Raw genomic sequence first — 441 nt, 5'->3', positions numbered from 1 at the left:
TCCCCAGGCGTAGGCGTATCCATCGTTGCCCACGGCCAGCGAATGAGAGTATCCGGCGCTCACCTGTGTGGCTTGCAGTCCTTTGCTCTCGTCATCAGGGTTGGCGGGGTCGCGCACGTGCACAGGAACAGGATTCGCGTTAGTGCTGCTGGTCTTCCCGTTGCCGAGTTGGCCGTTTTTGCTGTATCCCCAGGCGTAGGCGTATCCGTCAGTCCCGATGGCCAGCGAATGCCGCCATCCGGCGCTCACCTGGGTGGCTTTCAGCCCTTTGCTTACGTCAGCGGGGTCGCGCACGTGCACGGGAACATCAGACAAATCGTCGCTGGTGTTGTTGCCAAGCTTGCCATATTCGTTGTATCCCCAGGCGTAGGCGTATCCATCGTTGCCCACGGCCAGCGAATGAGAGTATCCGGCGCTCACCTGTGTGGCTTGCAGTCCTTT

Annotated in this window: 1 protein-coding gene; it reads right to left on the bottom strand. The window is 60.3% G+C overall.

The features are described 5' to 3' along the window. The coding region (locus tag H3T88_RS08570; RefSeq protein WP_442859979.1) for an RCC1 domain-containing protein at positions 1-420 on the bottom strand (420 nt) is incomplete at its 3' end. Positions 421-441: the final 21 nt, after the last annotated feature.

The sequence above is a fragment of the Bifidobacterium sp. W8110 genome, from assembly GCF_016101375.1.
In the GTDB taxonomy this organism is placed as follows: domain Bacteria; phylum Actinomycetota; class Actinomycetes; order Actinomycetales; family Bifidobacteriaceae; genus Bombiscardovia; species Bombiscardovia asteroides.
This window is presented reverse-complemented; position numbering and strand designations above follow the sequence as displayed.